The organism is Pseudomonas sp. S30_BP2TU TE3576 (assembly GCF_050436025.1).
Classification (GTDB): Bacteria; Pseudomonadota; Gammaproteobacteria; order Pseudomonadales; family Pseudomonadaceae; genus Aquipseudomonas.
Genome location: NZ_JBNDLK010000001.1, coordinates 2029361 through 2053307, shown reverse-complemented (window position 1 = coordinate 2053307; position 23947 = coordinate 2029361). Strand labels below are relative to the sequence as shown.

At 52.4% G+C, this 23947-nt stretch carries 24 protein-coding genes and 1 pseudogene; 6 read left to right on the top strand and 19 right to left on the bottom strand.

What is annotated here, in order from left to right:
- The first annotated feature begins 187 nt into the window (after window positions 1-187).
- From ABIA48_RS09365 to ABIA48_RS09350, 4 genes are all read left to right on the top strand, one after another.
- Complete coding sequence (locus ABIA48_RS09365) at window positions 188-1129, top strand: hydroxymethylglutaryl-CoA lyase (RefSeq protein WP_429488134.1); 942 nt, start codon at window positions 188-190, stop codon at window positions 1127-1129.
- Window positions 1126-2325 (top strand): CaiB/BaiF CoA transferase family protein, encoded by a 1200-nt coding sequence (locus ABIA48_RS09360; RefSeq protein ID WP_419118588.1) that lies wholly within the window; start codon window positions 1126-1128, stop codon window positions 2323-2325. Before ABIA48_RS09365 ends, ABIA48_RS09360 begins: the two co-directional genes overlap by 4 nt.
- 77 nt (window positions 2326-2402) lie before the next feature.
- A complete protein-coding gene (locus ABIA48_RS09355) occupies window positions 2403-3722 on the top strand; it encodes an MFS transporter (RefSeq protein WP_429488131.1) in 1320 nt (439 codons plus the stop codon).
- 121 nt (window positions 3723-3843) lie between these two features.
- Window positions 3844-4611 (top strand): IclR family transcriptional regulator, encoded by a 768-nt coding sequence (locus ABIA48_RS09350; RefSeq protein ID WP_429488129.1) that lies wholly within the window; start codon window positions 3844-3846, stop codon window positions 4609-4611.
- A gap of 154 nt (window positions 4612-4765) precedes the next feature.
- On the opposite strand, the pseudogene ABIA48_RS09345 reads toward ABIA48_RS09350, so the two are convergent.
- The 9 genes and pseudogenes from ABIA48_RS09345 to ABIA48_RS09305 all read right to left on the bottom strand — a co-directional run bounded on the left by ABIA48_RS09345 (window position 4766) and on the right by ABIA48_RS09305 (window position 14407).
- Window positions 4766-4896: pseudogene (locus ABIA48_RS09345) on the bottom strand (DUF2256 domain-containing protein).
- A gap of 382 nt (window positions 4897-5278) precedes the next feature.
- Window positions 5279-6928, bottom strand: a complete 1650-nt coding sequence (locus ABIA48_RS09340; protein WP_429488127.1) for an APC family permease — start codon at window positions 6926-6928, stop codon at window positions 5279-5281.
- 84 nt (window positions 6929-7012) lie between these two features.
- Window positions 7013-8245, bottom strand: coding sequence for a diaminopropionate ammonia-lyase (locus ABIA48_RS09335; RefSeq protein ID WP_429488125.1), 1233 nt, complete (start codon window positions 8243-8245; stop codon window positions 7013-7015).
- A gap of 538 nt (window positions 8246-8783) precedes the next feature.
- Window positions 8784-9950, bottom strand: a complete 1167-nt coding sequence (locus tag ABIA48_RS09330) for a M20 aminoacylase family protein (protein WP_429488123.1) — start codon at window positions 9948-9950, stop codon at window positions 8784-8786.
- 22 nt (window positions 9951-9972) lie between these two features.
- Window positions 9973-11205: a diaminopropionate ammonia-lyase gene (locus ABIA48_RS09325; protein ID WP_429488121.1), complete on the bottom strand. Its 1233-nt coding sequence runs from the start codon at window positions 11203-11205 to the stop codon at window positions 9973-9975.
- Between the two features lie 98 nt (window positions 11206-11303).
- Window positions 11304-12080, bottom strand: coding sequence for an amino acid ABC transporter ATP-binding protein (locus tag ABIA48_RS09320; RefSeq protein WP_429488119.1), 777 nt, complete (start codon window positions 12078-12080; stop codon window positions 11304-11306).
- Window positions 12073-12738, bottom strand: coding sequence for an amino acid ABC transporter permease (locus tag ABIA48_RS09315; RefSeq protein WP_429488117.1), 666 nt, complete (start codon window positions 12736-12738; stop codon window positions 12073-12075). The genes ABIA48_RS09320 and ABIA48_RS09315 overlap by 8 nt, the downstream gene beginning before the upstream one ends.
- Before the next feature lie 8 nt (window positions 12739-12746).
- Window positions 12747-13388, bottom strand: a complete 642-nt coding sequence (locus tag ABIA48_RS09310; RefSeq protein WP_429488115.1) for an amino acid ABC transporter permease — start codon at window positions 13386-13388, stop codon at window positions 12747-12749.
- A gap of 113 nt (window positions 13389-13501) precedes the next feature.
- Window positions 13502-14407, bottom strand: coding sequence for a transporter substrate-binding domain-containing protein (locus ABIA48_RS09305; protein WP_429488113.1), 906 nt, complete (start codon window positions 14405-14407; stop codon window positions 13502-13504).
- Window positions 14408-14744: 337 nt separating this feature from the next.
- Between ABIA48_RS09305 and ABIA48_RS09300 the strand changes: the two genes are divergently transcribed.
- Entirely contained in the window at window positions 14745-15209 is a 465-nt protein-coding gene (locus ABIA48_RS09300; RefSeq protein WP_429488111.1) for an Lrp/AsnC family transcriptional regulator, read from the top strand.
- 346 nt (window positions 15210-15555) lie between these two features.
- On the opposite strand, the gene ABIA48_RS09295 is transcribed toward ABIA48_RS09300, so the two are convergent.
- The 4 genes from ABIA48_RS09295 to ABIA48_RS09280 all read right to left on the bottom strand — a co-directional run bounded on the left by ABIA48_RS09295 (window position 15556) and on the right by ABIA48_RS09280 (window position 17502).
- On the bottom strand, window positions 15556-15837 hold the full coding sequence (locus ABIA48_RS09295) for a hypothetical protein (protein ID WP_429488109.1): 282 nt from the start codon (window positions 15835-15837) through the stop codon (window positions 15556-15558).
- A 258-nt stretch (window positions 15838-16095) separates the two neighbouring features.
- On the bottom strand, window positions 16096-16434 hold the full coding sequence (locus tag ABIA48_RS09290) for a DUF7693 family protein (RefSeq protein ID WP_429488107.1): 339 nt from the start codon (window positions 16432-16434) through the stop codon (window positions 16096-16098).
- Between the two features lie 99 nt (window positions 16435-16533).
- Window positions 16534-16743 carry a hypothetical protein gene (locus ABIA48_RS09285; RefSeq protein ID WP_429488105.1) on the bottom strand — a complete coding sequence of 70 codons (210 nt, stop codon included), beginning with the start codon at window positions 16741-16743 and terminating at the stop codon, window positions 16534-16536.
- A 63-nt stretch (window positions 16744-16806) separates the two neighbouring features.
- Complete coding sequence (locus tag ABIA48_RS09280; protein ID WP_429488104.1) at window positions 16807-17502, bottom strand: hypothetical protein; 696 nt, start codon at window positions 17500-17502, stop codon at window positions 16807-16809.
- A gap of 678 nt (window positions 17503-18180) precedes the next feature.
- Between ABIA48_RS09280 and ABIA48_RS09275 the strand changes: the two genes are divergently transcribed.
- Window positions 18181-18426 (top strand): antitoxin Xre/MbcA/ParS toxin-binding domain-containing protein, encoded by a 246-nt coding sequence (locus ABIA48_RS09275; protein ID WP_429488102.1) that lies wholly within the window; start codon window positions 18181-18183, stop codon window positions 18424-18426.
- 144 nt (window positions 18427-18570) lie between these two features.
- Here the strand turns inward: ABIA48_RS09275 and ABIA48_RS09270 are convergent, their stop codons facing one another.
- From ABIA48_RS09270 to ABIA48_RS09245, 6 genes are all read right to left on the bottom strand, one after another.
- Window positions 18571-18798 (bottom strand): AbrB/MazE/SpoVT family DNA-binding domain-containing protein, encoded by a 228-nt coding sequence (locus ABIA48_RS09270; protein ID WP_429488100.1) that lies wholly within the window; start codon window positions 18796-18798, stop codon window positions 18571-18573.
- A gap of 78 nt (window positions 18799-18876) precedes the next feature.
- Window positions 18877-19158, bottom strand: coding sequence for a hypothetical protein (locus tag ABIA48_RS09265; RefSeq protein ID WP_429488098.1), 282 nt, complete (start codon window positions 19156-19158; stop codon window positions 18877-18879).
- Between the two features lie 258 nt (window positions 19159-19416).
- Entirely contained in the window at window positions 19417-19755 is a 339-nt protein-coding gene (locus ABIA48_RS09260; protein WP_429488096.1) for a DUF7693 family protein, read from the bottom strand.
- A 110-nt stretch (window positions 19756-19865) separates the two neighbouring features.
- Window positions 19866-21263, bottom strand: coding sequence for a Shedu immune nuclease family protein (locus ABIA48_RS09255; protein ID WP_429488094.1), 1398 nt, complete (start codon window positions 21261-21263; stop codon window positions 19866-19868).
- 52 nt (window positions 21264-21315) lie between these two features.
- The gene (locus ABIA48_RS09250; protein ID WP_429488092.1) at window positions 21316-22347 is read right to left on the bottom strand and encodes an AAA family ATPase; all 1032 of its coding nucleotides are present in this window, start codon (window positions 22345-22347) and stop codon (window positions 21316-21318) included.
- The gene (locus tag ABIA48_RS09245) at window positions 22332-23897 is read right to left on the bottom strand and encodes an ATP-dependent nuclease (protein ID WP_429488090.1); all 1566 of its coding nucleotides are present in this window, start codon (window positions 23895-23897) and stop codon (window positions 22332-22334) included. The genes ABIA48_RS09250 and ABIA48_RS09245 overlap by 16 nt, the downstream gene beginning before the upstream one ends.
- Window positions 23898-23947 lie beyond the last annotated feature (50 nt).

Genomic DNA, 23947 nt, shown 5'->3' with positions numbered 1-23947 from the left:
CAACCCACCTGCTGCCGTACGGCACTGATCCGACCATCTGCGCTTGCCTCGTTTAAATCAAAAACCCCAACTCACTGGAATTACAGATGGGTGGCGTTGACAGCTTGAATTCATGCGCTCATTATTTATTTCAGAACAGTGTTCTATCAGATAGAACGAATACAATTCAACACCCGGAGAGCCGGCGATGAACGATAAAAACAACATAGATATTCTGATTAGCGAGGTAGGCCCACGGGATGGGTTACAGAGCGTCAATGCAGCGATGCCCACTGAGCTGAAGAAGCAGTGGCTGACTGCTCTGGCAGATGCCGGGCTTCGAGAAATCGAGGTCGGCTCTTTTGTCTCGCCTAAGCTGCTTCCACAGATGGCTGACGCAGCAGAACTGGTCGCTCACCTTCGGAAACGACAGGACGTATTCGTCACCGCCTTGGTGCCTAACCTCAAGGGCGCAGAGGCAGCGTTCAAAGCCGGCGTCCAGAAAATTACGATGCCGATTTCCGTCAGCGAACCGCACTCACTTGCCAATATCCGCAAGACCCATGAGCAGGTTTACGAAGAGGTGCGTTCTATTGTCACCCTTCGAAACAAGCAGTTTCCTCATGTCGAGATCGAGTCCGGCCTGTCGACGGTATTCGGCTGCACGATTCAAGGTGTAGTCCCGGAATACGACGTGATTCGCATGGCGTTGCGCATGGTCGAGCTGGGCGTTGATGAGGTCGGTCTGGCCGATACCGTCGGCTATGCGAACCCGGCTCAAGTACGCCGTCTTTTCACTCGGTTGCGCAGCGAGATAGGTGCTAAAGCAGGCAGTGCGCATTTCCACAACACTCGCGGCCAAGGGTTGGCCAACGTGGTTGCCGCGCTGGATGTTGGGGTCACGACGATCGACGCTTCCCAAGGCGGTCTCGGAGGATGCCCTTACGCACCAGGTGCCTCGGGAAACATCGTCACCGAAGATCTCGTCTATCTGCTCGAATCCATGGGGCTACGTACCGGTGTCGACATCGACAAACTGGTAGCGGCCCGTGAGTGGCTCAAACAAGGGTTGCCTGGCGAACCGCTCTACGGGTTTATCCCGGACGCTGGGGTGGGTAAAAACTTTCAATACGCCGGGGGCGCGCAATGAGCATGCAAAATCAGAACATCCAGACATTGCCGCTGGCGGGCATCCGGGTTGTCGAGTTTGTGCACATGGTCATGGGCCCTACGTGCGGCTTGGTACTTGCAGATCTAGGTGCGGAGGTCATCAAGGTCGAACCAACGCCTGAGGGCGACAATACGCGCCGCTTGACGGGTTCTGGCGCGGGTTACTGGATGACCTACAACCGCAATAAGAAAAGCTTTGCTGTCGACATCAAGTCGGAGGATGGCATGGCCGCAGTACGCAAGCTGATTGAGAGCGCGGATGTGGTCACCGAGAATTTTCGGCCAGGCGCGATGGAGAAGCTTGGGCTGGGTTATGAAGACGTGAAAGCTATCAAGCCCGACATCATCTACAGCTCCATGAAAGGTTTTTTGCCTGGCCCATATGAGCACCGCACGGCGCTGGATGAAGTGGTGCAGATGATGACTGGGTTGGCCTACATGACGGGCCCTGAAGGCCGTCCATTGCGGGCGGGTGCTTCGGTTAACGATGTGATGGGGGGAATGTTCAGCGCCATTTCGATCCTCGCAGCACTTTGGCAACGCAAGGCCACCGGTGAGGGCCAATTTGTCCAAACGGGCCTTTTTGAAAACTCAGCTTTCCTGGTAGGCCAGCACATGATGCAAATGGCAACCACAGGAAAGCCCGCAGCCCCAATGCCCAGCCGACTTTCAGCGTGGGCAATCTATGACGTCTTCACCACGCTGGATGATGAGCAGGTTTTCATGGGCGTGGTGAGCGACAGTCAATGGGTCAGTTTCTGCGATGCCTTTGGCTTCGATCAGTTGGGCCGTGACCCCGATCTCGCGAAAAACACCCAACGTGTTCAGGCTCGTTCAAAGATTCTTCCCCAGGTGAAGGAGCGGCTCGCCAGCCTAAGCAAACATGACGTCATGGCCATGTGCGAGCGAGCAGGCTTGCCTTTTTCTCCTATCCAGCGCCCTCAGGATCTATTCGAGGATCTGCATCTCAATGCCTCTGGAGGCCTGGCACACCTCTCCTTGGAAAACGGCGAAGAAGTAAAGGTACCGATGCTGCCGTTCGAGATGAATGGTCGGCGCATGGATGCTCGTCTGAATGTGCCTCGGTTAGGCAGCCATTCAGAGGAGCTACTCGCAGAGATGGGTTACGGATCCGGGGACATCGAGTCCATGCGAGGTCGTGGCATCGTCCGCTAACTCTCGAACCTGAAGCACATTCGCTGACGGTTTTTCCCGCCGTCAGCCATATAAAAATAAAGTTGAGGAAACCAGTCATGGCTATTGTCACGACATCTCCGAAAAGCTCTAAAGCCTTAGCGGCGCAACCTCTTGATGCAGAACAAACGCGCGTCCTTCACAAGGCCGCATGGCGTTTGATTCCGTTGCTTGCTCTCGCCTATTTTTTCAATTACCTGGATCGCACCAGCGTAGGTTATGCGGCGCTGCAAATGACCGGTGATCTCGGATTGACCGCTACCCAGTTTGGGCTTGGGGCTGGGATCATGTTTTTTGGCTACTGCTTATGTGAAGTCCCCAGCAACCTAGCAATGTATCGATTTGGCGCCCGGCTCTGGATGGCTCGGATCATGATCACATGGGGACTGGCAGCCGCCGCAACGGCTCTGGTAGTCGGGCCTTACAGTTTTTATGTGGTGAGGCTGATCCTTGGTGTCGCTGAAGCAGGTTTCTTTCCTGGCGTTATCTTCTTCCTGACGTTGTGGTTTCCAGCGCAATACCGCACAAGGGTGCTGGCATGGTTCACAGTGGCCACACCTATTTCATTCCTGGTAGGGGGCCCACTATCTATTTGGCTCTTGCAGATGCATGGCTTCCTTGGGCTGGCCGGCTGGCAGTGGATGTTCATCATCGAGGGGATTCCCGCCTGTATTCTGGGATTGATCACATTGAAAGTGCTGACCAACCACCCCTCAGAGGCAAAGTGGCTGACTCCTCGTGAGCGTGATTTGATCGCCGATATGCTGGCGGAAGAACAAAGCAAGGGACAACACAGCCATGGTTTCAAGGCAGCGCTAAAGGATCCGAGGGTGTGGATTCTCAGCTCGATCACCTTCAGCTTCACCTTAGGCTCCTACGGTATCGGCATCTGGTTGCCACAGATGCTCAAGGCCCATGGTGTAGAAGTGAGCATGATTGGGTGGGTCGCGGCGATTCCTTATTTCTTCGCAACCATTGGCCTATTGATCTGGGCCAAACATGTTGATCGAACCGGCAAGGGGATTTTTAACCTCACGCTTGCGATGCTGCTTGCAGGATTGGCGCTGCTTTTCGCGCTGCAGATGAATGCATTGGTACCTGCATTGGCCGGAATCACTCTGGCACTGGTTGGTACGATTGCAGGAAAAACGATCTTTTACACACTGCCCGGCAAGTTCCTTCGTGGCCAGGCAGCTGCGGGCGGTATAGCTTTGATCAACTCGATTGGTGCCTTCGGTGGCTTTGTGGGCCCCTATCTTATGGGGTTTCTCAAAGACTACACAGGCTCGTTCACAGCAGGGCTGATGGTGATGGGATGCATCATGTTTGTGGCTGCGGCGATGGTCATGTCGTTGCGCCTGTTTCTGCGCGAGGAGTGACGCACTGGCTCCTTGGCTGCTCAGAAGGTATCTTAAGTTCATTGAAATTGTCTTGCAGGCGATTACAGCTGCGCTACTGCCGCTGGGTCGCCTGCGAGCTCAGACCTGACGTTGAGTGGCTATGAACACCGAATCTGAAACAGGCCTTTCTGATCAATCCAGCGGCGTTGAAGGTGGCGGAGTCGCAGCTGTGGATCGAGCTTTTTCGATTCTCGCTGCCTTCCAGGTCGAACAGGAAAGTCTGACATTGGCCGAGCTGGCAAGGCGAACCGGGCTCTACAAAAGTACAATTCTGCGGTTGATTGCTTCGTTGGAGAAAGCCGGTTTTGTGCGCCGTCTGAGTGACGGTAGTTATTCTGTCGGGCCTGAGCCTCTTCGTTTGTCGCAGCTGTATCAAGCCTCGTTCCGCCTCCGTGATGTCATCCACCCATTGTTGGAGTCAATAGCAGAGGAGAGTGGTGAAACGTCCTCTTTCTATGTGCTCGAGAACGGCAGTAGAGTGGTGCTGTTTCGTGTTGAGCCTAAGCGAGCTGTGCGCGTTTCCGTATTGGAGGGTTCGCGCTTCCCTTTGCATTCCGGTGCATCAGGGAAGATTCTTCGCGCTTTCTCTCGACAGGGAGATACTACTTTGACAGACGTGCGTGAGCGTTTTTGGGCCAGCTCTTTTGGTGAGCGGGATCCGGAAACGACAGCTGTATCGGTACCTGTATTTTCGATTGGCTACGAGCTGAAGGGAGCACTCACACTCTCGGGCCCGTCTGATCGCCTGCTGCAAGAACATGTCCAACACGCCGCATCAATTTTGCTACGCAATGCGGTAATTGCCACAAGCGCTCTCGGTGGAAACAACACAGAACTTAGAGACGCCCTTAAAAAACTCAATCCCTAGGAAAGGGACATTGTCTGAATTTGCCATCGCACGCCCTCACTGAGAGGACTTATCGAATGAATGGCTATGAGAGGGCGCTTCGTTCCGATGGGGCCGATTCTTTGCTGACCGAACGATTTTGGTTTGATTGGGAAAATAAAGACTCTTTTCTTACTCATTGCTTGCTGCGTCGGCAGCGCTCCGAGCAGTAGCGCACCTCTTCCCAGCAGCGTGCCCACTTCTTCCCCATGTGAAGATAAGGCCGCAAGACACGCAAGTTTTGACTGGGAGTTCGCTCTTTTTCAAAATGACTCACCTTGGTCAGGTAGGTACTGCTGAGTTCTTCGATCCTATCGGCGTGAACTTTATCCTCACGTTGTCTCGGACAATCACACGGAAAACGAGGGTAACCTAAAGGGCGTGGCTCCAGGATTACCCCCAAACCTGTACTCCGGAAATCGAACAGGGGTTAAACGACCTCTAATAATCCGGCAGCACCCATGCCGCCGCCGATGCACATGGTACTGGCAGCCTCGCGGCGAATACGGATGTGCGGGCCAAATTCCCGCCAGCAGTTCCCGCAGCAAGCACCGTTCCAATTCCCGCATCTTCGAATATGTCTCCCTCGAGATCTGATCGGTCGACAGCATGGCGTATGACATGTGCCTGCTCAGTGGATGAGCAGACTTCAGAATGACTGAGGAGTAATCCCCCGTGGATTCTGCAAGCGAGTATCCGCTCGTTTCTTTGTCTCAGTCTCCGTTGTTCTGCGCAGCGCCACGCTCTCCTCCAGGTACTGGGTACGATACCCGCTCGACACGCCCCAGTAGTAGAAAGCTGTAGCGCTCAAGGCCACCACCAGCATGTCCCAACCACCAGAAAGGACACCGATCCCTCCAAAATCATCGCTACCCAAGTACGAGAGCAACGCCATGGTTGGGAGGTAGATGATGAGCCAGAGCGCTGCGCGGAAATCCTTGGCGAAACCCTGCCACCCTTTTTTACTTTGGTAGTAGAGGAAGATAGGCAGAGCTCCGATCACCAGGAGGATAACGTGACCGGTCAGCGGCCATCTTGCCCAATACAAGACCAGTGAGGCGCAGACGAAAGCGAAGGGGGAAATCAGTCCCATGGCTTTGAGTTTAATCGGGCGAGGTATGTCACCGGCATTCTTGCGCATTGACATAAGGCTGATCGGGCCAGTCAAGAAAGCGATGATGACCGCTACGGAAATCACCGCTGCCAAGGTTCCCCAGCCACGGAAGAAGAATAGGAACGCGAAGGAAACCGCGAGGTTAAAATACATCGCTGGACGAGGGACATCGTAGATCGGATGCAGGCTGCCGAATATCTTCGGCATCGTGTTGTTTTTCTCCATCGCATAGATCATGCGCGCGGTTGTGGCCGTGTAGATCGAGCCAGTGCCCGAAGGACTTACAAACGCATCGAGGTAAAGCAGCATTGCCAGCCAGTTCAGGTTAACAGCCAGCGCAAGCTGTGCAAAAGGGGAGGTAAAGTCCAAGCCGTGCCAGCCGCCAGCAATGCTTGAAGGTTCGACTGCACCAATGAATGCAACCTGAAGCAGAACGTAGACCACCAAGGCGATCAGAATGGCGCCCACTACGGCAAAGGGAATGCTCCGTGATGGATTTCGCGCCTCACCTGCAAGGCTGACCGGACTTTGAAAGCCGTTGAAGCTGAAGACGATACCGCTGGTTGCTACTGCGGTGAAGACCGCTGACCACCCATAAGGTGCGAAGCTTGTGGTAGAGGTCAAGCCGAGGTTTTCAGGGTGGAAACCGCTCCAGATGAGACACACACCTGTCACCGCTGGAACCAACAGTTTGAAAACCGTGATGGCGGTGTTGGTCTTGATGAAGAGCTTGACACCCCAGTAGTTGAGAAAGAAATAGACGAGCACCAACGCAGCGCTAGCGGCAACGCCGACATCGGTCAGTTCGCCCTTTTCCAGCATCCCTTGCGCCCATGGATACGGCCAAGACGCCATGTACTGTACAGATGCGATGGCTTCAATCGGAATGACTGAAACGATCGAAATCCAGTTCGCCCAAGCTGCCATGAAGCCGACCAAACCGCCATGGGAATAGCGAGCGTATCGAACCATGCCACCTGATTCAGGGAACATAGTTCCCATCTCAACGTAGCTCAGGGCAATGGCTAGAATGACGACGGCCCCAATGATCCAAGCCAAAATGGCTGCAGGCCCTGCGATCATGGATGCGTGCCAGGCGCCGAACAACCAACCCGATCCTATAATTGAGCCTAAGCCGGTAAACATCAGTGATACCGGGCCGATATTTCTCTTCGTGCTTCGCATGTGTTCTCCATTATTTTTTTTATGCGGAGTAAACCCAAAGCGAGTCAAAGCTCGCTTGGGATTAGAACGCGTGTAAACAGAGGGTCAGGCGATGTCGCGCGAGTGCCAGGCTTCTTGGCGGCGCAGTACAGCTTCTGATGTCTCCCCAACGAGCTCGGCATATACCGACGGAGCTGTAGCACCCTCGGTGCTGATAAGCAGAATGCGGGACTTGGCATTGATGCCTACGTCCGCTGCAAGGCTTGGGGATTTAAGGATATGGATGAGGCCCGCAAGGCCGGCAACAGCGGATTCGCCGGCTACCAGTGGGATGTCCTGGTTCTTGCCTAACGCGAGAATGCGCATCGCGTCGACAGCGGCGCTGTCTTCAATAGTCATGAAGTGATCAACGCTTTCCTTCAGAAACTTCCAAGCTAGAGGCGAGGTTTCGCCACAGGCAAGACCGGCCATGACCGAGTCCACAGAACCCTGCGATTTTGCGGCCTCGCCGCTGACAGCGCTCTGGTACAGACAGTCAGCCTGTTGAGGTTCCACCATGATGAAGGCTGGACGTTTGGCGCCATAGAGCTCCCAGAAGTAGCTGGCGATACCTGCTGCCAGGCCACCGACGCCGCCCTGAAGAAACACATGTGTAAATGCTGATTCGTTAGGGCCTGCCTGAGGCGTTTGTTCAACGATTTCCGCTGCAATGGTGCCGTACCCTTGCATTACGTCACGGGGGATTTCTTCATAGCCCTCGTAGGAAGTGTCCGAAACTACAGTCCACTCGTTCTCAACGGCGAGAGAGGCCGCTTTCTCAACCGATTCATCGTAGTTGCCCGCGATACGGACGATCTCGGCACCATAAGCAGCAATAGCCTCTTCACGCTCAATGCTCACATTGGCGTGAAGAACGATAACGCAACGACAGCCGATGCTTTTGGCAGCAGCAGCCAGGCCCCGTCCATGGTTACCGTCCGTCGCGCTAATCACCGTGAAATCCGTGAGCGCTTCTTTGTATTCGCCAGACAACAGGCGATTGGCTTCAAAGCGTTGCTCTGGGAAGACACGCAGGATCAAGCGCACCAGCGCGATCGGTGCACCCAAAGCCTTAAAGCTGCCAAGTTCGGAGCGGGCTGATTCGTCTTTCACCCACAGCTCGCTTACGCCCATGGCCGCCGCCAAAGCTGGCAATTTCTCCAATGGGGTGGCACCCGGATTGATCCCGCTCCACTGAGAAAGCCAGATTCGACTTTCAGCCGCTTTCTCGATGCTCATGATCTGCTTCAGCTCGCTCGGATAGGCTTTGCGAGTTGCGTTGTTATTAGCGATCAGCATTGATTACTCCAAATTTTGGGCAAAAGGGCGCATCGGCTCAGACGTGTAGAGCCGTAGCGCTAGGAATTATTGGAATTCAGGTTGAGGGGCTGCTTTTAGCCCGAACCTTTTGGATATGAGTTCGTTGAAATCACCAATGAGTTCGACTGTTTTTGTCTCTCGATAACGTCTCTAAGGTGAGGCGTTGAATTGCCTACCACTTCTCGAAACACAATCTCATTCCATTGAGTCGATAGAATAATATCTCGCGGGTTGCTCATTTCTGTTTTGTAATCACCACTGCAAACGCAACTTTGTTCTTAATTCGCGAGGATTTAATCAAATTCGTTTGGATGTCGGTTGCTGCACCTGGGTAAGTAGACTTGGAAGGGGGCATTCGGGGATTTTCAACTCAAATCTGTCCGTCGCAGATCCTAGTTATGAAGAGGATCTGAGAACATTGAGGGGACGAGTTTTGGGTGGGGGACAGACGGTACTGCTCTGAACCCCACTTTTCATCGTGGCAGGGTGAGGGAGCGCGAAGGCTCTTGCTCGATGTTTAGCGCGCGAGGCTGGTGCGTACCACTTCGGCGAAATAACGTGCGCCGGTAGTCAGCACATCGTCGTTGAAATCGTACTTCGAGTTATGCAGAGGGATTCCGCCTGTCGCGTTCGATTCACCGTTGCCGATGAATACGAAATTGCCTGGGACGACCTGCAAGAAGGCACCAAAGTCTTCCGAGATCATCATCGGGTGTACTTCAGCATTCACCTTGTCAGCACCCACAATTTTTGTCGCGGCTTCGACGGCAATGGGTGTGCACTGTTCCCAGTTCACGGTTGGCGCAAATTCGTGCGTGTACTCGAACTCGCAGGAGGCGCCGTGCAACTCGCAGATTCCTACACTGATTTCGCGCATACGCTTCTCAAGCATCGCCTGGACTTCCGGAGCATAGCTACGAGTATCGCCCTTGATCGTCACGTGCGTAGGAATTGCGTTTCGAATACCGTCGGTGATGAACTCGGTGCAGGAAATGACGGCTGGCACACTTGGATCTAGGTTGCGTGACACGATGGTCTGGAGTGCCAGAACAATTTCAGAAGCAATCACGATAGGATCAATGCCCATATGTGGTCGCGCGGCATGGGTGCCCTTGCCTTTGATGCTGATGACAAAGTTGTCTTCGCTCGCCATGATTCCGCCTGAGCGCGTAGCGATCGTGCCTGCCGGCAAACCAGGCATGTTATGTGCGCCAAAAAGAGCATCCACCGGGAAGCGATCAAAGAGACCATCGGCAATCATGGCTTTTGCGCCCCGGCCATGCTCTTCAGCAGGCTGGAAAATAAAGCGAACGGTGCCGTTGAAGTCTCGGCTTTCGCTCAAGAGCTTTGCTGCACCCAAGATCATTGTCATATGCCCATCGTGCCCGCAAGCGTGCATCTTGCCCGCCGTAGTTGAGGCATGATCACGATCAGGAGCATCTTCGTGGATGTGCAGAGCATCCATGTCAGCACGAAGACCAATCACGCCGGTGCCATTACCTACTGACAGGCTTGCCACGAGACCGGTGCCACCGATATTTCGATGCACTTCAAGCCCCATCTCCTGTAAAGCCGCAGCGACATAGTCGGATGTCTGCAACTCTTCAAATCCAACCTCAGGGTGCTGGTGTAAGTGGTGTCGCCAGGTCACCAGTTGCTTGTGCAGTTCATTTTCGTTAATCACGGGTGCCTCCTTCAATTTGGAATTACAGAGTGCGATGCCGCTGCCATTCATGCTGGCGAGCTAGTACCGACTCGCTTGTTTCCCCGACCAGGGCGTTGTAGACGGAGGGGGCGGTGGCTCCCTCAGTGTTGATGATCAGTACCTTGGATTCGCCGTTCAGACTCAGCGTCTTCGCTTCATGAGGCGCCATCGCCAAAAGTTGCAGTGCCGCCAGACCTGCGACGCCCGACTCGCCAGCGATTACAGGGATATCCGTTGGGCCGCCTTTGGCCAGTAACCGCATCGCGCTAATGGCATTTTCATCGGAGATGGTCTGGAAGAAATCAATGCTGTTTTCCAGGAAGCGCCATGCCAAGGGTGACGTTTCACCACACGCCAGTCCGGCCATGACTGAGTCCACAGAGCCGGTTGCCCTTGATGCCACACCGTTCACCGCACTCTGGAAAAGACAATCAGCTTGCTGCGGTTCCACCATGACGAAAGTTGGCCTTTTATCCTGATAAACCTCCCAGAGATAACTTGCGATCCCAGCGGCCATGCCCCCAACCCCTCCCTGTAAGAAGACGTGAGTAAAAGGGCACTCGCCAGCCGTTGAGTCTTTGGTCTGTGCAATGACTTCTTCAGCAATGATTCCATAGCCCTGCATCACATCGCGGGGCACGATTTCATAACCCTCGTAGGAGGTGTCCGAGACCACGGGCCAACCATGCTTCTTCGATATCTGGGCCGTGTGTTCAACGGACTCATCGTAGTTGCCATCAATACGGACGATCTCGGCGCCAAAGGCGGCAATGGCCAACTCACGTTCTACGCTCACGTTGGCATGCAGGACGATGACACACTTGCACCCTACGCTCTGGGCAGCAGCCGCAAGTGCACGCCCGTGATTCCCGTCGGTCGCGCTCACCACGGTGAAATCTTGTAGTTCAGCTTTGAACTGACCGGTGATGAGGCCTTTGGGATCAAAAGACTTCTCTGGCATGGCGCGCAAAATTAACCTGACCAGAGCGATCGGAGCACCCAGGGCCTTGAAGCTCGCAAGGGGAGAGCGAGTTGACTCATCCTTCACCATGAACTGCGCGACCCCAAGTTTCTGTGCGATGCCTGGAAGGCTCCACAGCGGAGTGGGCGACTTGCTCAGTTGATCCCAGCTCGACAGCCACTCGCGGGACTCATGAGCCACTTCGACGGACATGATCGCTTTCAAACGTTCTGGGTAGCTTTCCCGAGTAGCACGCGGGTTGGAGAACATCATCTTGGCTTCCTTAATTCTGAAAACGAGCATCCTTCGGCTTTTGGGGAGCCGCCGGATGCCAGTGATGAATGGGGGCGCGAATGAGGCAAAGCGTAAGGTCAAGCTGAGGCAGTTCTGTACCTGCCCAGGAATTGCCTCACCCGTTCACTGTCGGAGTTCGTGAAGAATTTTTCAGGAGCTGCGCGTTCGATCACCATTCCTTTGTCGATAAACACGACTTCGTTGGAGACGGCACGAGCAAACTCCATTTCATGAGTCACGATGATCATCGTGAACCCGTCTTCGGCGAGTGAGCGCATAACGGCCAGCACTTCCCCGACCAGTTCAGGATCTAATGCAGAAGTAGGCTCGTCGAACAGGATTACTTCCGGATTCATTGCCAGAGCGCGCGCGATTGCCACGCGCTGACGCTGACCTCCAGACAACGACCATGGATAGGCGTCGTGTTTATGGGATAGCCCGACTTTCTCCAGCAATTGAACCGCGTGGTCATGCGCGTCCTTACGGTCAACTTTCATGACATGAATTGGAGCTTCAGTGACGTTCTGCAGGACAGTGAGATGTGGCCAGAGGTTGAAGCTCTGGAACACCATGGCAGTCCGGGCGCGCATCGCTGCCAGTTCACGATTGGACATGGGTTTTTTGTTGGCGCTTTTCACGCCCATCCGATCGCCGCCAATATAGATCTCGCCGCCGTCAGGGACTTCCAACCAGTTGATGCAACGCAGCATGGTGGACTTTCCTGATCCGGATGAGCCCAGGATGCTGACAGTCTGTCCCCGTTCAACCTTCAGGTTGATGCCTTTGAGGACTTCAATACCGCCGAAATGTTTATGGATGTCACGAACCTCAACAACGGGAGTGGGCTTATTCATGTACTAATCCTCGTTTCTGTGCTCGGCGGCTCAGGCGACGCAGCAATGTCTCTACGACCAATGTGACCGACCAATACAAGGCAATCACGAAGATGAAAGGCGGGAGAGGGACGAAATATTTGGCCTGCACAGCTGATGCTGCAGCTGTTAAGTCCATCAAGGTGATGATCGAAAGGAATGCTGTGTCTTTGAGCAGACATACCAACTGATTACCGAACAGCGGGCCGGAGCGCATCACCATCTGCGGCAACAGAATTCGCCAGTACATGCTGGAGTTGATGAACCCGTGCGCGTAGGCAGCCTCAGCCTGGCCCGCCGGCAGAGATGTCCTTGCAGCACGCAGAATTTCCGCGAAGTAGGCGCCGTGATAGGTGATCAACGCAAAGAAACCCGCCGACCAGACATCCAATCTCAGACCTACGTTAGGGAGGCCGTAGTACAGCAGGTACAGGAATATAAGAAAGGGGAGCATGCGCATGAGGTCTAACCCCCAGCGGATGAGCTTTCTAGGAATGTTCTCAGCACCTTCCAAAAGGAACGCCAGAAAGCTCGCCAGGATGAATGCCAGTACGCCGGATACGCAAAACAGAACCAGCGTATTTTGCAGGCCTTCACCAAACAGGCCTATGTTGTCCCAGATCATTTTGAAACCGTTCATGGGTGCTCCTACATAGCCAGGCGCTTGGCGCGCGAGTCAGCTATTCGCTGGAATCGAACAAGGCCGCCAATAATTAAGATGTACAGCAATCCTGCCGCCAAAATGGGTGGCAGAGGATCGTAAGTCACGGCTGCGATGCGGTTGGTTACCCGTGTCAGATCGACGATGCCGATCATGGCAATCGCGGGACTACTCTTCACAAGAAGAGACATCTCATTGACCAGTCCAGGTAGGCTTGTGGTCATCATTTGCGGCAGCATGATTCGACGAAGTGTTAGCCCTGTCGTCATGCCAGCTGCTTTGGCGGCTTCGACTTGTTCTCTGGAAAAGCTGGTCAGGGCCCCGCGCCAGATTTCGGCGTTGAAAGCCGTGGTATTGAGGGTCATTGCAGCGATGGCAACAATCCGTGGGTCTACTTCCCAGCCTATCGACGGAGCGATGACGAAGAGAAAGAGAACCAGCGTCACCATGGGGGTCGCTCGGATGAGGCTGACATAAACTGCAAGAAACTGGCTGATTACCGGGATTTTTGCCGCACGAAGCATTGCGACTACTAGGCCCAGAGCAACTCCCAGAATGATTGATATGCCGGAGATCCAGACTGTCGTCCAGGCGGCGTGAAGCAAAGTGAACCAGTCACTGCCTTCCATCGATATGTCCTTCAACGTGCTCTTTGACCTAGGCAGCCCTGCTCAGTCAAAGAGGGTTTACGACACAGCACTCCTGCTCGGGCCTCCTCGCTGAGCAGGGGGTGTGGTTGGCTTTATTGCTCAGTCAGCTTCCTGAACTGCTCCATGGAAGAGATGGACTCATGTGGCAGATCGTCGAACGATTGCCCCAACCATTTCTTCTGAAGCTCTGCCAATTTCCCAGTGTCGCGAAGGTGGTTCACAAACCCGGTGAGGTATTCGAGCAGCTCTTTATTGCCCCTGGCGACCGGCCAGGCGATGAACCCTTTTCCGGAGGTGGCTTCGCCAACTGCGAAGACTTTTGGTCGTTCTTTGACGAGCATGTTCGCAGGTACAATCGAGTTCACGACATAGTCGAGGCGTCCATTGGCCAAGTCGGCGTAGGCTTCCGGGTAGGATTGGTACTGAACAATCTTGCCCAGTGATCCGCCCATTGTTTTGAGCTTCGCGTCGAGTTGCGTCAGACGTGCCAGTTGTGCACCGCCTGCTTGGACACCTACAGTCAAGCCCGACAGGCTTGAGAGATCCTTGATCCGATCATCGTTTGCACGCTTGATGTAATGAGAGACTTCAGGTGCTACGGGAGCTACGAAGTCAAAAGCGCCAAGTCGCTCCTCCGTCACGCCCGCGCCAGTGATTGCACCGTCGTATTTTCCGGAGGTAATACCCGCCAGAAGTCCTGTCCAAGGCATGATGTCTTGCTTAACTTGAAACTTCGCGTATTTGCGAAGTTCAGCAATGACATCTTTATGAAAGCCGTCCGACTCCCCATCTTTGATAAATTCGAAGGGATAGTAACTGTCCTCGGTCGCTACATTGAGAACACCTTTGGCCTTGACTTCTTCAAGTGTTGCAGCTTGACTGGCGGAGAACATGCCCATGCTTGCACTTAGGATAATACTTGCTGCGCCCGCAGCCATAAAGCGACCTGCCAATGAGAGGACAGTATTTTTGGTCTGTGCGTTATATTTAAGCTTCATTACAGAATTCCCAGTTGAATGGTGGCGGGCAGTACGAAACTTAGAGCTGCTGCGTATATTGGGATCGCTTTTTTCATGCTATCTCCATTTTTTATTTTTCTCTGCAGATGGGAATAGCCCACACCTGATCAGTAGGATGGGGTGAAGTGATCCTACGGCGGCTGGCCTGCACGATTGGTCGAAAAAGCCGTGGCGAAATGCATCAATCTTGCGAATTTGGCATTTTGTTGCACGGCGGACAGCGTTCACTTCATAAAAAAGGATGCGTGACGCAAGGAATCGCTATAGGGGGGGTATTCTGTTGTAATGGCTGCGTCCTGTGAGAGATGAATTCCCAATGAACCTTGACAGCTACGACCGGAAAATCCTTAACCTGCTTCAGGTCAACAATCGCATTTCTCAGAGAGAGTTGGCCGAAGAGGTGAACCTCTCACCCTCTGCCGTCAATAGGCGTATTGCCGCTCTGGAGTCAGCAGGCGTTATACAATTCAACGTTAGTATCGTAGACCCCGCGCTCGTGGGTAGGCCGATCACCATCATTGTTGAAGTCAAGCTAGAGAATGAACGGCTCGATCTTCTGGATGAGATAAAGAAACGATTTACTAGTTGTCCGCAAGTCCAGCAAGTCTATTACGTCACGGGCGATTTCGATTTTTTACTTGTGATGAACGTGAGGGATATGAGTGAATATGAGCAACTCACCAGAGAGTTGTTTTTCTTCGGTAATATCAAACAATTCAAAACATTTGTTGCTATGCAGAATAATAAACGCACGTTTGCGGTGCCCATCGAGATTCAATGAGATACACGCCTAAGACGGTGTTGCGTGACGCCCCAAACTCTTTGCTGCTCGTATCGGAGACGACTGCTATCGCGACACTTCATAGGCGTTTATAGGAGCGGGCCGCCTTTGCTTCAGCACCTACAGATTCAGAAAAATTATCTCGTTGCTGAATAGCTCTCAGAGTGGGATGTCACCAAATCTGTAAATAAACGTACCCCTAATGGATTAAGTCCATCATTAAAATCGTAATGGGGATTATGAAGCGGAGTTGAATGTTGTTCACAATCAGCCCCTAACCAGAAGTAAGCTCCTGGGCAAGTGTCGGCGACGCTGTGTACTCGGCCGTAAATTCTCAGTGGCACGTTTACAGATCCGGATAATCATCAAGCTTGAGGCTAGGAGCGCCTCCGTCCCCCGGTTCGCGCTTAGGCGTATGTATCACCCCAGCTTCGGCGTCTGCACGCATCTGCTCGAGCTCTTTGTGAAATGCCTTGTCCTGAACCGTGGGTTTGCTGGCGTACGGTTTTCGGTCTGGTACAGGCTGGGCCGCATAGGTCGTTACCGCGTCTGGGTCGTGCTTTAGTTTCTCTTGGACTTGCGACTCCAGCAGTGCACGGAGCGCGTCTTTGTCGGGACGGTTAAGCATTTTGTTATTCCTATTCGGAAGCCAAGCACTAGCTATTCGATTGGTACATTGAGCAGTTGGTGGGGGCAGGGCCGTTTATATTTGTGGTTGCATCGCAGATTGGCAGTTACCCGGATCGCAGGTTAAAAATCCTGGTAAGCCTACCAAGGCTTGGCGGCAATCGTCTGTGATGAAAATGATGACATAGCTCCAGTGTTGGATGCAGATTTCGAGAAGACTGAGGTGGCCAAACATTTACCTGCCGTTTTGGTTACATGCTCAGAGCCCAGCAAGCAGTCGCTCAAGCTGTTCTCGCTCCCAGGCGCTCATTAGCTCGACAGGATCGGCACCGTCGCGCCGCCAGAGTTCAAGCGTACCGACTCGGCCATCAGGCGACCTGCAGTACTCGCAGTAGTCCAGGGGGTCACAGTCATTGAAGAAGGTGAGCACCCAGCCATCAATATCCACAGGCATGAGGCCGTGGTAAATCTCATTCCATGACTGAATAGAGCTGCGCATCATGATGCGTTTGCCGAGCGCGACGTCCTTCAGCACCTGGCAGACCTCGTGGGCGGAGAGAGAGGAGCTTGTGTTCAACTCATTTTGCTTTCGAGTCATCGCTTGCTCGTAGCTAAGCTGCGGTATGAAGCGGCGAGAATGGGTAGGTCGTTCCTTCGGGCTAACGGAGCGCGGCTAGTCTATAAGCTCGAGAGTTACTCACTCAGGCGTCATGAGCACCGCTAACGTCAGGTTGATGAACTCTTCATTTTTGCTGATTGTGTCCAAAGCACCACGAACGTTGCCGGCGACCTCTGCTGATCCACGCTGCTCGACCCAGAGCGTGAGCTCCATGATCGCGGCTTCGAGGGCGAGTTGGTTCTGATTGATTTTGAAGAGAAGGGAAGGGAGCAGGTCTGCGTTCGACATCGTGATTCCTCCGTGGAAGAGGTCAGCGTAGCAGGGGAAAGACTGAAGATAAGAAAGCTGGAATCAAAGTGCCTGCAACGCCAATGGAGTCGCACGCTGCGTAAGGCTATCGATAAGTAGCACCTCGCAAAATGGCGTTGCGACAACTGTACGCTCTACTTCAGTGACGAGTGATTGCCAATCGCTAGGCACGTACAAGTTGTTTAGATGGCAATGAACGACCAGCGACGTATTTTCTGGATACGAAATTTCCATTTTTCTTCTGATAGAAGAAACGACAAAAGGAGCGAATCCAAGTACATGCTCGCGGTCGGTGAAAACCACTGGTTCCGACGTAAGAGGTGTTCCTCTTTTTGCATCGACTCCTTCGGGTGCAAAAACTGTTTTTCCTTGGTTCAAAAGCTTCCATGTCCAATGCTCGTTTGGATGCATCGCGCTAGTGATTTCGAGAAAGGCTTTCTGCTCGTAGTACCCGTGAGTGACGTAGTCTCCGGACTGGGTTAATTCAGCATCGTAGGACTGTCTTCCGTTGACCCAACGAACGGAAATGTAGCGTCCCGGCCTGTAGTAGGTCTGGACGTATCGGCAGATTGGTAAAATCTCGTCTAGAAGACGTTTCTCATCCTTGCCTGATCTAAGTCTTAGGCGCTCTATGCCACCTGGTTCTGCTCTCAGCACCTCGAACAATGTATAGGCTTTGGCACAAAACTCTAATCCATCAAGGAGCTGACCATCCAACTCACCAATCAGATCTCCCACTTGGCAACGCTCCCTATAGCTAAATCAACTGTACCAGCTCAGTAGGTGCCATACAGTGCAGCATCACGCACTGCCAACTGCCTCGGGTGCTCAGCATTCAATGTCGAGCAAACAGCGTCTGCCTCCGTCCTGACTTTGAACACGCCATGCTTGCTGGCTGACCCTCCCTCTACAAGATCAACGACCCTATATCGCTTGCTGCCATCGCCCAGTGTGGTGGTCTCAATCACTCTGAATCTTGGGTGCATGATTGCTTTCCGTGCATGACATTGGTGACTTAGAAGTACCGGCAAAACAAGACGATTTCAAGAACGGGGCGGGCTTAAGCTGAGACAATTTATGACGGTGCGTCGTGCTTCTCATCGCAGGAACGACGGTACAGCAGCAGGTGCCGTGTTGAGCCATTTTTCCTATAGTCGATGTTTCGGGCCAGCAGGGCGAGGCTAAGCTTTAGGTTTTTCTGATGGAGGGACAGATGCTGTCATCGATCAAAGAGTACCTGCCGGGCCCGCCAGCTCCTGGAAACATTTGGTCAACCTTAGGGCTGACCTCGCACGGCACAACCCTTCATGACCTCATACACCGAGGCCTTCCTTTCGAGTATCTCAATCTGATCGCGAGCATCTGCAGTTCGAGCGAAAGGTCATTTCTCAGGCCATCGGCGTATCCCCGGCATCATTGGCGCGTAGGGCAAACACAGGACGCTTCAGTACCGTTGAAAGCGAGCGCTTGGTCGCATTGATTGCTGTCTTTGAGAACGCCTTAACCCAGTTCGAGGATGACGTCACCGCTGCAACGGAATGGATGAGCTCGCCGACTCGAGGACTCGGTTCAAAGCGCCCACTGGAGATGTTAAGGACGAGAGTGGAGACGAACGCTGTGCTCGATTTTATCTGCCGACTGCAGTGGGGAGTTCGTGTGTGAGATTCGATAGGCGACTTGTTAGGCTGTGGAGCTAAAGCAACTACGGCTATCGCTCCTCGGGCTTAAGCCCGGCTCGACCCCAAGTCTTCACATGCCTTGAGCGAGTCACTCCACATTTGGCCCACCACTACGCATCGCAGCTGCTTATTTCTCCGGGACGTTACCAAACCGTGCGTTATCCCAGGCTTCAGTGAGCTCGTCAATCCGATCCGTGATTTGAGGCTTTTTTGATAGGACAAGGCAGCGCGTGTTGCCGACAAACTCTTCTATCAGGTACAGAGCGTCGCCGACATCCAGTTCGAGCTCCTGCAGCGCTTCGTCCGGAATTCGAATCGCACCGTCACCATCCCATTCTTCGATGATGATTTTCATAGGTGGCTTTTTCACAGGTGGTCTCCGTTGCTACGAGTCGGCAAGCCCGTTCCCGCCTGTAGATTCTCAGTGGCACGTTTACAGATCCGGATAATCATCAAGTCTAAGGCTAGGAGCGCCTCCGTCCTCCGGTTCGCGCTTAGGCGTATGTATCACTCCAGCTTCGGCGTCTGCACGCATCTGCTCGAGCTCTTTGTGAAATGCCTTGTCCTGAACCGTGGGTTTGCTGGTATACGGTTTTCGGTCAGGTAAAGGCTGGGCCGCATAGGTCGTTACCGCGTCTGGATCGTGCTGCAGCTTTTCTTGAACTTGCGATTCCAGCATTGCACGGAGCGCGTCTTTGTCGGGACGGTTCAGCAATTTGTTACTCCTATTGGGAAGCCAGGCACTCGCTACGCGATTGGTACATTGAGCAGGTAGTAAGGGCAGGGCCGTTCATATTTGTAGTTGCATCGCAGATTGGCAGTTACCCGGATTGCAGGGTAAAAATCCTGGTAAGCCTACCAAGGCTTGGAGGCAATCGTCTGTGATGAAAATGATGTCATAGCTCCAGTCTTGGATGCAGATTTCGAGATGACTGAAGTGGCCAAACATTCTCCTGCCGTTTTGCATGCATGATCAGAGCCCAGCGAGCAGTCGCTCAAGCTGTTCTCGCTCCAAGGCGCTCAATAGCGCGACAGGATCTGCTCCGTCGCGCTGCCAGAGTTCAAGAGTCCCGACTCGGCCATCAGGCGACCTGCAGTACTCGCAGTAGTCCAGGGTGTCACAGTCATTGAAGAGGGTGAGTGCCCAGTCATCAATCTCCACGGGCATGAGGCCGTGATAAATCTCGCTCCAGGACTGCGTGGAGCTTCGCGTCATGATGCGTTTACCGAGTGCGACGTCCGTCAGCATCTGGCAGACCTCGCGGGCGGTAAGAGGGGAGGTTGTGTTCAAATCATTTTGCGCTCGAGTCATCGCTTGGCCCGCACTTTCTATGTTTGGATTTCGGTCTACAACCTATGCGTGGTGTCAGTCGCTTGGAGCCTGATGGCCGGAGTGTTCGACACAGCGCACCCGTCAGTGGCCTACAAGAGCGATGGCTGCAGCGCTCTGTAGATACTCTTCAAGCGCAGCAAAAGTTCATCAAACGTAATGATAAATACATCCCGTAGACTATTTCGGTAGCACTCAAACGAGATTCGTTTTTGCTCTTCAATTGGATTTCTTCCTATGATGATGACTATAGGTACAGTGACCGCATTCACACGCTCTGTGAGTTTATTAGCTAATGAAAAGAAATTATGTTGAAGAGAAATTCTCTGGCTTAGTGCCTGACTCACTGATCCGCTTAGCTCCCTTGATGGTGCATATACGGTTGTGCGATATTCAGTCGCGGATAACAGTTCTTTTGACGGTGCCTTGATTTCGATAATTGCTAGGCTGGAGGTAGATTCTGATGCCATCACGAAGTCGCTAAACTGACCACCTTGGCCATTAAATCCTTTACCACCAACATACGGTTTTTCCCCTATCATCTTAACTGGGTAGCCAAAAGCCAAGTCCAAGATAAATACGTTTTCAGACAAGAATTGCTGCCACCGCTCTTCATTGCTATTCCCTTCAAGTAATTTTTCATAAACGGTGATTAGCTCACTTAAGGTGACGAGTTCAATGTCGGATTTGAGCTTGTAGAGTGTCTTCCGTTCGTCCTTGGCAAGGGGAGGAAGATTCTTCTCCACCAGATCAACCACAGTTTTACGATCACGTTTGGTTAAGGGAGGGCTGGAGCTTCCCAAAGCCACCAGTTCGGCCAAGAGGTCAGGGGGAAGCTTTCTTGCTTTCGCAGGGTATTTATTGGGCAGGGATTCATGCAGCAGCGACGAATAGCAAAGTAGTTGCATATCGTTCCTACGCTCGCGACTGTATTTACCATCAAGCTGATCTATTTTTACTCTCAGGTTTTCAAATCTTTTCTCTCCTAGAAAAAACACATCGCCTTCAGTCTCCGTTGGGTAAGGTTGATCACCGCTTATGACCATGATGGTGGTGATTTCATCCATTTCCTCAATGGCGTTGGGTATATACCTGTAGTCGTAGAGTATGCCTAATCCAAATCGCCAGTCTTTTATAAAACCCCTAGGAAGTTTTCTAAGTAACTCTTCAAGACCATCCTCTTCAAAAGGTAAATTTCCTGAGGCGTTATCGTCGAAAGCAATTGTGGTTATTTGATTATATTTTGGTTCTCCATAGTCTTGCTTTCCAATTCTGGCTTGTAGAGGATAGGTTATAATTATGTCCCTTTGTGCTTCGATAAGAAGCAGCCAGGGGAGTTCGCTCCCGTTGTAGGTCGGCACATCACGATAATAGACTTTAGAAGTCTCAGCGCGCTCCAGATCTTTCTCAGATCTCCCAGTAATAATATTTTTATTACCGTCCAGTAATTCAAATATAACGAACGGGCCGCCGTCAGTTCGAAGTTGCATTGCGTACTCGGAGGGCGTCATTGAAGGCATAGAAACTCCGTTGCAGAGGGACTCAATTTTTTTTGCGCTCCGCAAAAAAATGCTCGGGCGCGAAGTAGATCTTGCCGCGCGCACGAGTGCACGCCACATAGAGTTTGTTTTTGGTTCTAGGCTTCATTTTATACAGCTGCCCATTTTGGTATTGCTGCCACTGGATTTTGCTCAGGATGATGCAAACGTCCTCGTAGTGATCTAGACCCTTGCATGCCCCCCAGTTATTTGAATGGCATTCGTAGCGGTGATGTGTATCGTAGAATAGTTTTACAATACTGTTGTCGCTGCGAATCAAATCGGCAGAGGCTTGATCTTGAATTTTTATTATTCCGGTTTGCCTATCATTGACTGGGTAGATTTCGATTTTGAGGTTCGCTCTGATGAAGTCGCAAACTGTTGTTCCGCATCTCCAGCTTGCCTTGAGCGTTTCCTTGTCGACTTTGTAGCCAGCAGTCGTAAACCGTTTTTCGTATTTTGCTATGTCTTTATGAAGGCTGCAGTTAATGTTCCCATCTCGACTGGTGTCGAATGTATGTTGGTAAAAGTCCCCAACTAAAAGCATTTCTGTCTTGGCAGGAGATAGGGCCATCAAAAAATTGAAGTCGTTCGCGGCAAAATCCTGAACTTCATCGACGAAGATCTGATCGTAGAACCGCTCCAAGCGTTTTATGACGTCGTCGTATGACTTAGTTTGATCGAGAAATTTCGCCAGCCTGTTGAAATAGAGCCGTCCACTGGAGTGGCGGTAGTGAGACATTTTGTCTCTGGCCCGTGTTACCGATTCTGCAGGCAGCTTGAGATAGAGACCTTTAGTTTTCATTTTCTGTTGGAGCAATGGGCGGTAACAAAAGCCATGCAAAAACGAAAAATAGGTCATGACGCTGATATGCCTAGGCATGTTCCCAAATTTCTCCATGACCTTGTTTCGGAGATGCTTGTAGTTGTTTTCAGTGTAAGTAATAAGGATGGCACGCTTGCCTGCGTTCAGTCTGTTGATGATCTCGCTAGTTTTCCCAGAGCCAGCTACCGCAAAAATCACCCTCTTATCCATGCTACTGCCTCCTTGATATAGCTTGGAGCAGTTAGGTTTTGATGATTGCCCTCAAGCAACGCGAAGGCCGCCTCTGCCTTGTTCTTCAGCATGTAGTCTTGAACACTCAGGGTCTTTCGATCCTCGCCGAAGAGCTCGTCGCAGATTTCCTTGTTGTCCAGGTACAAACCGACTTCGAAGGTGTAGCGCTTGCCATCCTTGTCAGAGAAAATTTTGGCGTTGTCGGAGGTGTGCCCTTCGTAATTTTCTACGCAGTTCTGTTCATAATTTTTGTCGTTGTCCCTGATCGCTGCGACTTTAATGTTTAAAAGCTTTGCGAGCTCTAGGTAGCGCTTGAAGCTAGTGCCGCCAATCGAAATGATGTGAACATGGTCGGCTTGTGGTGTGCACCCACCAGAGATGCGTTTGTACAGTTCTTCCATCAGGATGAACTCAGCGTCACCCTCGACCAAGATGACCTTCTTCGAAAGGGCAAACTCCAGCACATTGTTGTCCGGCGCTTTCATAAAAAAACCTGCGGTCTTAGGAGAAAGTGCCTTCAGTTGACCCGTATTTTGAAGAGTACCGAGCAGTAGTGCGTTACGGAGATCGAGCCTGGAGCAGATGTGGCTGCTGTGGGTGGCGATGAAAAGCTGTGTTGATCCAGTGTGAGCAAGTCGTTCGACCAACCTTTTCATGTTGGAATGGCTGAGGTGATTCTCAGGCTCCTCAAGCAGCAACACATCAAGACCTCCTTGCACATCGCGTCGACCTAAAGCGAACTCAGTTTTGATAAAGCACTGTGCGCCCTTGCCTCGATTTTCAATCGATATCCCATCCTGGGTAATCACCAAATCCGTTTCTAAACTCGCCCGGGTGCTACTGCGGATTCCGAACTCATAGGGTGGGAGCTTCTTATTGAGCTCACTCAGCTGTTTGTCCCGGAAGCCCTCCTTGCCCCTCCTGTAAAGGTTCTCGAGTCGATGTCTCTCGGCAATCTCTGCATGGAGGCCGAAGACCGCTCGTGTGTATTCCCTGGCGGCGTATTCACTGTCGATCCGCGAACTGTCCAGATGAAGGTGCTTCAGTGGGCGTCGGTAGCTGTTGAGTGGGTCTCCGGAAAAAGTGTGGAACGTGACGGAATAGTATTCAAAAGGGAAATTTTGAGGATCGTTCTCTAACATCTGTTTGATCGCGAGATGGTAGTCGTCTGGAACGGAGATTCTCATCCGTATGCCGTCATAATCATCACCTATCTGATTCTGTCGACCATTCAAGTACGGTTGATCTCCTTCCTGCAGGAAAACGTCGACCATCACGACCGGCAAGTCTGAGATTTTTTTCTCGCTTTCAAGGAAGGCTAGGACTGCTTGCCGGTTAATGATCGCTTCTAGCCCAAGAGTCTCGACGCGGCTACGACTAGCGCTGTTCACTAGATCAATCGCGAGCAACACGGTGCTTTTACCCGTCTCGTTATCCCCGATGAGCACATTCGTACCTGGGTCAAAATCCATCTCGAGAGTAGGAAATTGCTTGAAGTTCTGGAGCATCAGTTTGGTGATAGCCGGCATCTCTAATCCTTGGTCAGGGCTTCCATAGCCTGGACTATTCACTGCCCAGG

Bases quoted from the DNA above. Each gene is read 5' to 3' on its own strand.
- ABIA48_RS09365 (WP_429488134.1), top strand. From the start codon at position 188: ATGAACGATAAAAACAACATAGATATTCTGATTAGCGAGGTAGGCCCA.
- ABIA48_RS09360 (WP_419118588.1), top strand. From the start codon at position 1,126: ATGAGCATGCAAAATCAGAACATCCAGACATTGCCGCTGGCGGGCATC.
- ABIA48_RS09355 (WP_429488131.1), top strand. From the start codon at position 2,403: ATGGCTATTGTCACGACATCTCCGAAAAGCTCTAAAGCCTTAGCGGCG.
- ABIA48_RS09350 (WP_429488129.1), top strand. From the start codon at position 3,844: ATGAACACCGAATCTGAAACAGGCCTTTCTGATCAATCCAGCGGCGTT.
- ABIA48_RS09340 (WP_429488127.1), bottom strand. From the start codon at position 6,928: ATGCGAAGCACGAAGAGAAATATCGGCCCGGTATCACTGATGTTTACC.
- ABIA48_RS09335 (WP_429488125.1), bottom strand. From the start codon at position 8,245: ATGCTGATCGCTAATAACAACGCAACTCGCAAAGCCTATCCGAGCGAG.
- ABIA48_RS09325 (WP_429488121.1), bottom strand. From the start codon at position 11,205: ATGATGTTCTCCAACCCGCGTGCTACTCGGGAAAGCTACCCAGAACGT.
- ABIA48_RS09320 (WP_429488119.1), bottom strand. From the start codon at position 12,080: ATGAATAAGCCCACTCCCGTTGTTGAGGTTCGTGACATCCATAAACAT.
- ABIA48_RS09315 (WP_429488117.1), bottom strand. From the start codon at position 12,738: ATGAACGGTTTCAAAATGATCTGGGACAACATAGGCCTGTTTGGTGAA.
- ABIA48_RS09310 (WP_429488115.1), bottom strand. From the start codon at position 13,388: ATGGAAGGCAGTGACTGGTTCACTTTGCTTCACGCCGCCTGGACGACA.
- ABIA48_RS09305 (WP_429488113.1), bottom strand. From the start codon at position 14,407: ATGAAGCTTAAATATAACGCACAGACCAAAAATACTGTCCTCTCATTG.
- ABIA48_RS09300 (WP_429488111.1), top strand. From the start codon at position 14,745: ATGAACCTTGACAGCTACGACCGGAAAATCCTTAACCTGCTTCAGGTC.
- ABIA48_RS09295 (WP_429488109.1), bottom strand. From the start codon at position 15,837: ATGCTTAACCGTCCCGACAAAGACGCGCTCCGTGCACTGCTGGAGTCG.
- ABIA48_RS09290 (WP_429488107.1), bottom strand. From the start codon at position 16,434: ATGACTCGAAAGCAAAATGAGTTGAACACAAGCTCCTCTCTCTCCGCC.
- ABIA48_RS09285 (WP_429488105.1), bottom strand. From the start codon at position 16,743: ATGTCGAACGCAGACCTGCTCCCTTCCCTTCTCTTCAAAATCAATCAG.
- ABIA48_RS09270 (WP_429488100.1), bottom strand. From the start codon at position 18,798: ATGAAAATCATCATCGAAGAATGGGATGGTGACGGTGCGATTCGAATT.
- ABIA48_RS09260 (WP_429488096.1), bottom strand. From the start codon at position 19,755: ATGACTCGAGCGCAAAATGATTTGAACACAACCTCCCCTCTTACCGCC.
- ABIA48_RS09255 (WP_429488094.1), bottom strand. From the start codon at position 21,263: ATGCAACTTCGAACTGACGGCGGCCCGTTCGTTATATTTGAATTACTG.
- ABIA48_RS09250 (WP_429488092.1), bottom strand. From the start codon at position 22,347: ATGGATAAGAGGGTGATTTTTGCGGTAGCTGGCTCTGGGAAAACTAGC.
- ABIA48_RS09245 (WP_429488090.1), bottom strand. From the start codon at position 23,897: ATGCCGGCTATCACCAAACTGATGCTCCAGAACTTCAAGCAATTTCCT.